Origin of the sequence: Paraburkholderia sp. BR10954, assembly GCF_040965775.1 — a bacterium.
In the GTDB taxonomy this organism is placed as follows: domain Bacteria; phylum Pseudomonadota; class Gammaproteobacteria; order Burkholderiales; family Burkholderiaceae; genus Paraburkholderia; species Paraburkholderia youngii.
In genome coordinates, this window is record NZ_JBFRCK010000090.1 from 1 (window position 1) to 7,818 (window position 7,818).

The following is a 7,818-nucleotide window of genomic DNA, read 5'->3' on the forward strand; positions in this document are numbered from 1 at the left end:
TTCCTCGCTCGCCCAGTCTGCCGTGTCGTCTCCGATCGCCAATCCGCAGCCGCTACATCAATTGAATGCGCGAAAGTTAACACCGTCCGAACCAGTTTACAAGCGGACTTGTGGGTAAAGCTCAGCCGTGAACGACGGGGCTTGACGCGCATCTGGGTCAAGTTTCTATCAGAAGAACGCACCAAAGGCGTCGGCGATCTGATCGACGTCGTGCCCCCCAGGCTCATCGGTCCCGTTGATTGAGCGCAGCTCGTCTTCTTCGATGACTGCTTCCGTGGCAACGCGCGTGGCGGCCGCACGTTGACCGGCTGCCTCGGGCGCAATCACATTGCGCGCGATCGCGGCGGCGGGATAGACGGCACGCACCGCGACTTGCCGCTCGAAGTCTATGGTGACGCAATTTTCCCGCAACGCGGCTTCGGCCAGGGAGCGCAGCAGCGCCGCACGTTCCCTGTACGAGCTTGCCTGCCGGAGTCTGGAATGAAGGAGAGGCGTGGTCACCGCGTCAATGACCAGCTTCATGTCGAACTTTTCGCTCATGCTTTTGCAGTGGCGCGCTCGCGGGTAAGCCCGGCTTCGCCGACGATCAGGAATCCCTTGGCGTTCGCCGTGCAGGGTGAGTCTATGACCTCGAGCGTCACGCGTGGGAACGCCTTCCGGATTGCAGGTGCATACAGCGCACCACCGCCCCCGGACAGAATGATCGAGCGCACGTTGGTGAGCTGGCCGACGTTGTTTTGCATTTCCTTGACAACACCAGCGATGACCGGTTGCGACTGGTCGAGATATGGATCAAGGTCGATTTCGTTGCCATAGAAAAAGAACGGCTTGCGCTCGCGCAACGCCTTGTCGATGCGTTCGATGTCCTCGACCTGTTCGTCCTGGTCGCGCGAGATGAGTGCCGCGATGCGCTGATAGATCTGGGATGCGCCGCCAGGGATACCGTCGCTGCGCTTGTCGTTCATCGTGAATCCGTTGGCATAAACCCAGTCAGTCGTGAAGTAGCCCACGTCGATCACGAGGTGGGCGCTGTCGCGACCGAACTCACCCTGACGGTTAGAAGATGCGGCGACAAGCGAGCCGAGCGGTTGCGGGATGACTACCACCTTGTCGATCGTAATGCGACCCGGGCCGTAGTCGAACGTGCCGGTGAAGCGATCGCGCAGCGCGCCGGAGTACTTCTTCATGTTATGAACGGGCAAACCAAGGACCAGGCGCTCGATATGGGTGACGTCCTCGAAATGAATCGCGCCGAATAGAAGGGCCGCGTAGTTATCGGACAGCACAAAATCGTTCGACAGCGCGCGGCCGGTGTTGCCGTACGCTGCCGTGAGCGAAACGTCGGGCCCAAGCTCGTACTCGATCTGCTCGATAACGATGGTCGCGACCTTGCGCGAGGCGAGCACGCTGTCGCCATAGCCGGACAGTGCACGGCTTGCGGCGAGCGGCGCAAGGGAAGGGAACATGCCCGTGGCGATGGTGCCGCTCGCTGCCCGGTGAGCGTGTTTGGTGTTGCCGTAACCGACGTCGATTGCAAAGACCGAAGTTTTCAAGGTGACTCCATGCGTTGAGTTGAACCACGCTCCGAAGTGACAGAAAACTGACAGATAAGTGTCAGTTTGAGTCGCCCCGGTCACGCGGCACCGGCGAACTATCAGATAACTGACACTTAAGTGTCAGTTCGAGTGTTGCGCCGGGCTTTCTGAGCAAACTGACACTTTTCTGTCAGTTCTACCTGGTTTCAGTCTAGCGAGCGCGTAGCGAAGTCAAGTCGACGAAAGCCGACCGGTTCTGACCATCTTTCGGCATGCACTGCTTGCGCGACTGGCGCTATCCTTGGCATACCTACCGCGTCCCAGACGCATCGAATGCGAGTGCAAGGCACTCGCTCGTCCCTATCCCTGGCCCGCAACAGGGCGAGAAGTACCCCACTGACCGGGCCGCACAGTGATGCGGCCTTTTTCTGAAGCAAATCAAGTCCATGGTGGTCCACGTTGAGGACACCCGGACACTGCGATATCCATACGATTGGCGGCGGTTTGCCGCGTTGTGACGCGTTGAGGACATGTGGAGAGACCGGACACCGGACACTTTCTACATCTCGGCGGCGTCTGCACACGCCCTTACAGCGACGGCTGGGTGCGCTCACGAAACCCGATACACCGCGGCGGAGATGAGTGACTTAGGGGCGGGGGAAGCCTTGCGGACCGGCAAGACCGGATAACCGCGATTCCCTGACGGACGAGGACACGGCGCGCGCGGCCGTACACAAAACGCGTACAGGTATTGCCCGGCAATTAGCACTGGCCCGGAGCTCCGCGAAGCGGAACACGGTTCAGAGGCGCGAAAGCGTGATGCTGGCAGGGTAGCCACGAAGCTGCATTGAGCGGGAAGTGTTTCCGCGCAGCGCGAAGGCAGCGATGCCCCGCGCGAAATGCATCGGTGGCGGATTGCGCGAAGCGCGATTCGTGCTGATGGGCGGCAGGTTGGACAGTCGGAATGCATGATCTTCCCATGCATCTGGTTGATCGGATGGAATCGCTAAAGGACAGGAAGGCAGGACCCAAGCGACGGGGCTACGGCGCAGCCGCCACAGTGGCGGGCAACAAAGGGCAAACCGGGTGGTCGGGTGACGGCATCAGGTAGGGATGTCGCGACCATCGGGCTGGATAATGGCACGCAGAGGCAGCGCGGCAGCGCCGCAAGGGATTACCGCATGAGCGCAATTCTCAATGTGAGAGCGATCGTCAACGGCTATGGTTTTGGTCCAGAATTGCGGGATGCGCTCCTCAAATTGTTCGACGAGAACGTTGCGCGAGTTCATAGCACCACGCGAATCAGCAAGCGCGCGTTGTCGATCAAGACGCAGGAATATCGCGCTGCCAAACTGTGTAAGGCGTTCAAGGAACTGCGCGAGGGCGGTTACGCTCTTCAGACGCCCTGGTCGCTTAAACACAAGCATGTGAAATTTCTGGTCGACTCGTGGGTGGCGGCTGGTCAGAGCGGCGGGACGATAGAAAACAAGCTGACGTATTTTCGGGCGATGGCGCAATGGATGGGCAAGACGAATCTGATTGGCTCGCTTGACGACTACGCGGACCGAGAGGCGCTCGGTCTGAAACGGAGTTACGTGGCAAAGGAGGATAAATCGTGGCAGACGCATGGCGTCGATGCCATCGCGAAGATCGAAGAGATCGCTCAAACGTGTGCCCATACTGCGGTTCAGCTGAAATTGCAGGCTGCGTTTGGCTTGCGCATCGAAGAGAGTTTTATGCTCCGCCCCATAGAAGCCGCGCGTAATCCGACACTGCTAGCTGTGACGCGCGGCACGAAAGGAGGTAGGCCGCGCGAGGTACCGATCGAGACGAAGATCAGGATATTGGAGGAAGCGGCGAGGCTCAGCAACGGGTTGACAGGTTCGACTGTCCCCGCAGATAGGACCTTAGGTCAATGGCGTGACTGGTACTACTACGTCCTCGAAAAACACGGGATCACCAAAAAAGGCCTGGGCATTACCAGTCATGGTCTTCGGCACGAATATTTGCAAACGCTCTATCAGGATACCACTGGCGTACCGGCGCCCATTAAGCGAGCTGGTGAACGGCCTGACCCACAACTACATGAACAGGCGATGCGCCGCGTCGTCGAGGCTGCAGGTCACTCCCGGCTGAGCAAGGCGGGCGCGTATCTGTCAACGTTTGCTATGCAAGACCGGTTGCAGAAGAAGCTGCCGACTATAGACGACGCGCGGAACGCCGTGACTGCGGCCGCCGGCAACAAGAGTCATGCCGCGAAGGCGTTGGGAATTTCGCGGCAGGCACTGTACCGGATACTGGGTGCCGCGGACAAATAGCATTGCAGAGGCCCGTGGAAATGGGTCCTAAAATTGTGTGTCATACACACCGCTTCTCGCGCAACTGCTCCCCCACAATATGAATCGTCTCTCGGGTTCCGGCATTGGCCGTAGGAACATGTTGGAACCAGTTCACAGCCGGCTCGCGTAGCCGGCTCTTTTTTTCTCGGATTCGTAACGGCGTGTCAACTGGCAGCTGACCCTGCTTCAACCAGTCGCGTTGGACCCAGTTGGGAAAGGCGATCGCGGCCAAAAGGCGGCGAATAAGGTTGTACAAGTCTGGACTTGATTTGACAGACGGTATCAGTCGTCGGCCTCAGTTCGGGGCCAGGAACGGCCGTTCGACGTCCCCGGTCGGATCATTGACAATGGCGACCGACGCTGACAAGGAAGGTGCATCGGTACTCGCGCAGTATTGAAAAAAATGGAGCGGAAATGCCAGCAGTCGGAGGTGGTCCATCGCCCGAGCAATGGAGTCGGATGAGCAAGCCAGAGGAAGTGGTCTATTGGTTACTGGTAGGTACAGCCGTTGTGTTCGTTGCGTATTTGCTCATCCGCAAGTTGGTGGATTGACCAAGATAACGGTGGGGAAACCGTTGTCGACGGACCTCTGCTTTCGATAAGGCCGAGAGGCTGCTTCGGGTCGGTCTATGCCTTCTGCATGAGACGCCCGCCCGAGGCTACTTCATGCGCGGTCATGGGGCGCTGTTCGGCCAGTTTGAGCCATTCAGAGGAAGCGTTCGCGGGTCCGCTCCCGGCTCGACATGAGACGGTCGCTGATCGCGATCTGAGCTTGCCGTCCGCCATTCCAGGGCATCGCGAATTGCGGACGAAGGGTGACCTGCTGTGTGACCTGGCGTCCGGGTGCGACGACGCCGGAGAATAATGCCCGGCCCACCACGGGTGGCCGTGCTGCAGAAAAGCATAGGTTCGTTGGGCGGGCACACCACGTGAAGGCCGGCGCCTGAACGGGGACCGCGAACAGCTACCTGCGAAACGCGCTTCGCGTACGCCAAGCACGTCGACGTCCACCGACAAGCGGCTCAGATCACGCAGTCGGAACGGTTCCGCCGTCGATGACGTACTCAGTGCCGGTGATGGCGCTGGCCCGCGCGGAGACGAGGAAACCGATGAGTTCTGCGACTTCTCGCGGAGAGCATGGCCGGCCGAGCGGAATGCCCCCAAGCGAATCCATGATGATCTTGCGGGCGCCTTCCGTGTCGATGCCGTTCTGCCGGGCGATCTCAGCAACGAGACTCGCGGCGGCATCCGTCTCGACCCAGCCCGGGGAGACACGCACGACCCGAACGCCTTTCGGACTGACTTCCTTGGACAAGGCTTTGCTGTAGTTCGACAGGGCAGCCTTGGCGGCGGCATAGGCAATCGTGGCCTCCGGCAACGGTAACTGCCGCTGGATCGACGTGACGTGGATGATGACGCCCGAGCGCTGCTCGACCATCAAGGGCAACAGCGCGCGATCGATGCGCACTGCCGGGAACAGGTTCAGGCTCAATGCCTTGTTCCATTCGTCGTCGTCGAGCACCCTGAAGCCACCCGCCGGCGCAGATGAGCCACCCGCCACGTGCGCGATTATATCGACGCCGCCGAACCGTTCGAGCACGGCGTCGACAATGGTTTTACAGCCCTCGGCCGTCGTGATGTCCGCACCGATGAACCTTTCTTCGGAAAGGTCATCGGGACGCGAACGTGCCGTCGCAAGGACGTTCGCGCCGGCCTCGCAAAGGTGCGCGACAACGGCTATACCGACTCCTTTGGTCCCGCCTGTGACAAGCGCCCGAAGGCCCTGAAGTTCGAGTGCGGCGCTCATCAGTGAATCTCCAGAGACGCGATCTTGCCGCCGGCTAGGACAAACGTGTAGGTCAGCTCGACCGGGCTACCGGGGAAGGCGCCGGTGAGCCTGGCGCGCATCGTCACGGCGGCGCCATCTTGGGACAGGTCCAACGGCTCGACGTTGTATTGATACCTGGCTTTGGCGTCTTTCTTCCAGGCCTGGATGGCTTCGAGCCCCTCGATAGTGCGGCCCTCGTCGCGCACGACGGCATCGGCAGCGAAGCAGTTCGCGAGAGAAGCGGTGTCGCTGGTGGCTTCCGCGTTCAGATAGACATCCAGTGGCGGGGGCAGGGCCATGTTCATCGGACTTCTCCTGAACGTCACGTTTGCATGTCCCAATGATGGCGCTATAGTTACCACATCGCAAGAACGCACTAAAAAGTAAGTAAGCCGTGCCCAACCGAAAAGCCTACACTCCCACGACCGCTGCGATCGACGTCGAAGCCGCATTCAAGCTGCTGGAAGGACGTTGGAAGCTGGTCATCCTGTTTCACCTTTTCGGTGGTCAGGTGCGACGCTTTTCGGACCTCGAGACGCTGATCCCAGGCATCACGCAGAAGATGCTTGCCCAGCAGCTACGCCGCCTCGAAGAGGACGGCATTGTGACGCGCACGGTCTATCACCAGGTGCCGCCGAAGGTGGACTACCGCCTGACCGATTGGGGGCAGGCGCTGTGCCCGGCACTGGACGCGATCCTGAAATGGGCGGAGCGCCGTGAAGACTTTCCATCGGCTGCGTCGAGCGTGCGTGCCTAAGGCTGACTGACCTGTTTTCCTGAATTCGAATTCTGTGGGTCGTCGACGAGGTGTCTGCTAATTCAACGGATGCGTCTCATCGGTTTGGAGTGCTCTCCCAACGTTTTCGGAGTCACGCCGTCGGGTCGCCGTATGGTCGGACCGCGTCAGCGATCCGCCACTTTCCGTGATGGCCGACGAGATAAAGGCCGACGCGTTATCCGCGGTCGTCTCATGTCGCTCCCGGAGCGGACGGTGGTAAATCTTGTCCGAGCGGCTCCATCGGGTCGGGTTCGGGCGATCGCGTCGGGCAGAGGTCGGCCACATTCCGCCGTTCACCTGAGTTAGACGTCGGCCAGTCGAACGGCCGGTTCAGTTCGAAACCCGTCCAACGGTCGAACAGCGTATGTCGGCCTTTGCGGACATTCAGCTACTGACGCTGATCAGGCGGCTGAATGACGCTATCCGGCCGCTTGCCGGACTCCACGACAGCGGATGGGTCTTTGGATGACCTGTGACGCCGCACGAGCTGCGGGGTATCTTGTGGGGTTGTGATCCTGCGACTCGCGCGGTTGGGGTCTATTGTTGGCGTTCCTGGCTCACCCACGATGGCGTCTAGCTTGGCGCGCTTCGCTGAGATTTCAGCTTTGATCTTGAAATCCCTCTTAAGGATCGTTGCGATTGCGACGAGATGCCCAACGATTCCAATAATGCCAAGCGCAACGAAAATGTACGTAGTGCTTGCATTGAACGGATTAGGCTTGCCTAGAGCCGCGCACACCCCGATCACGGCCAGTACTCCCAATCCAAGCACACCGTAAGTAGCAAACATCATCAACGTCTTCATACGCGTGAACTTGCTTTCATTGAGCCGCCCTTCCAAACGGTTAATGCGGCTGCGCAGATTTTCCGCTTCGGCTTCGAGTTCGGCTTTCGTCGGCATCACAGGCTCCTTTCGGGGGCGGGGGTATCACAACGAAGCATAGGAGGGCCGGCCTCTTTTTCCAGAAAGTGCACCACATGGTGTTGGTTGTCGCGCGAGCCACAGATCCCGATGTGACCAGTGCCCGGGATTCGTCGTGATCGGCGCACGCTCATCTGAGCGCGCTTGCGCTTCGGTAAGAGACCGTGGGGAAGCTAAGCATCGACTGGCCGAGCAGGGTCGGGGCCGGCCGACCGCGTCGGGCGGCAGTCGGCCACTTACGGCCTTTCGCGCTATTGAGCCGACGGACATTCAAACGGCGGCTTCCCCCGGCGAATTCAACCGGTCGATGCAATAGTTCGATGGAACCGTTCAGCCGGTGTTTCATAGTCCAGCGTTTTCCTTGGGCGCTCGTTCAGCCTTCGTGCCACGGCATTGAGTCTGGCCTGTGAGTAGAC

7 protein-coding genes and 1 pseudogene are annotated in these 7,818 nt (G+C 59.9%); 2 read left to right on the forward strand and 6 right to left on the reverse strand.

Annotation, left to right across the window (positions count from 1 at the left end; translation table 11 throughout):
* Nucleotides 1-168: 168 nt before the first annotated feature.
* Nucleotides 169-540 (reverse strand): hypothetical protein, encoded by a 372-nt coding sequence (locus AB4Y34_RS39970; RefSeq protein WP_368719138.1) that lies wholly within the window; start codon nt 538-540, stop codon nt 169-171.
* Nucleotides 537-1,553, reverse strand: a complete 1,017-nt coding sequence (locus AB4Y34_RS39975; protein ID WP_368719144.1) for a PRTRC system protein D — start codon at nt 1,551-1,553, stop codon at nt 537-539. Before AB4Y34_RS39975 ends, AB4Y34_RS39970 begins: the two co-directional genes overlap by 4 nt.
* A gap of 1,163 nt (nt 1,554-2,716) precedes the next feature.
* On the opposite strand from AB4Y34_RS39975, the gene AB4Y34_RS39980 reads away from it, so the two are divergent.
* A complete protein-coding gene (locus AB4Y34_RS39980) occupies nt 2,717-3,853 on the forward strand; it encodes an integrase domain-containing protein (protein WP_368719139.1) in 1,137 nt (378 codons plus the stop codon).
* Nucleotides 3,854-4,901: 1,048 nt separating this feature from the next.
* Here AB4Y34_RS39980 and AB4Y34_RS39985 read toward each other — a convergent pair.
* Complete coding sequence (locus AB4Y34_RS39985; protein WP_368719140.1) at nt 4,902-5,681, reverse strand: SDR family oxidoreductase; 780 nt, start codon at nt 5,679-5,681, stop codon at nt 4,902-4,904.
* The gene (locus tag AB4Y34_RS39990; RefSeq protein WP_368719141.1) at nt 5,681-6,007 is read right to left on the reverse strand and encodes a nuclear transport factor 2 family protein; all 327 of its coding nucleotides are present in this window, start codon (nt 6,005-6,007) and stop codon (nt 5,681-5,683) included. The genes AB4Y34_RS39985 and AB4Y34_RS39990 overlap by 1 nt, the downstream gene beginning before the upstream one ends.
* A gap of 89 nt (nt 6,008-6,096) precedes the next feature.
* Between AB4Y34_RS39990 and AB4Y34_RS39995 the strand changes: the two genes are divergently transcribed.
* Nucleotides 6,097-6,459 carry a winged helix-turn-helix transcriptional regulator gene (locus AB4Y34_RS39995; RefSeq protein WP_368719142.1) on the forward strand — a complete coding sequence of 121 codons (363 nt, stop codon included), beginning with the start codon at nt 6,097-6,099 and terminating at the stop codon, nt 6,457-6,459.
* 409 nt (nt 6,460-6,868) lie between these two features.
* Here AB4Y34_RS39995 and AB4Y34_RS40000 read toward each other — a convergent pair whose 3' ends face one another.
* Both AB4Y34_RS40000 and AB4Y34_RS40005 read right to left on the reverse strand, forming a co-directional pair.
* Complete coding sequence (locus tag AB4Y34_RS40000; protein ID WP_368719143.1) at nt 6,869-7,381, reverse strand: hypothetical protein; 513 nt, start codon at nt 7,379-7,381, stop codon at nt 6,869-6,871.
* A gap of 317 nt (nt 7,382-7,698) precedes the next feature.
* A pseudogene (locus tag AB4Y34_RS40005) lies at nt 7,699-7,818 on the reverse strand (IS30 family transposase); the annotation flags it as partial.

Coding starts and splice junctions, on each gene's coding strand:
- AB4Y34_RS39970 (WP_368719138.1), bottom strand. CDS start 540: ATGAGCGAAAAGTTCGACATGAAGCTGGTCATTGACGCGGTGACCACG.
- AB4Y34_RS39980 (WP_368719139.1), top strand. CDS start 2,717: ATGAGCGCAATTCTCAATGTGAGAGCGATCGTCAACGGCTATGGTTTT.
- AB4Y34_RS39985 (WP_368719140.1), bottom strand. CDS start 5,681: ATGAGCGCCGCACTCGAACTTCAGGGCCTTCGGGCGCTTGTCACAGGC.
- AB4Y34_RS39990 (WP_368719141.1), bottom strand. CDS start 6,007: ATGAACATGGCCCTGCCCCCGCCACTGGATGTCTATCTGAACGCGGAA.
- AB4Y34_RS40000 (WP_368719143.1), bottom strand. CDS start 7,381: ATGCCGACGAAAGCCGAACTCGAAGCCGAAGCGGAAAATCTGCGCAGC.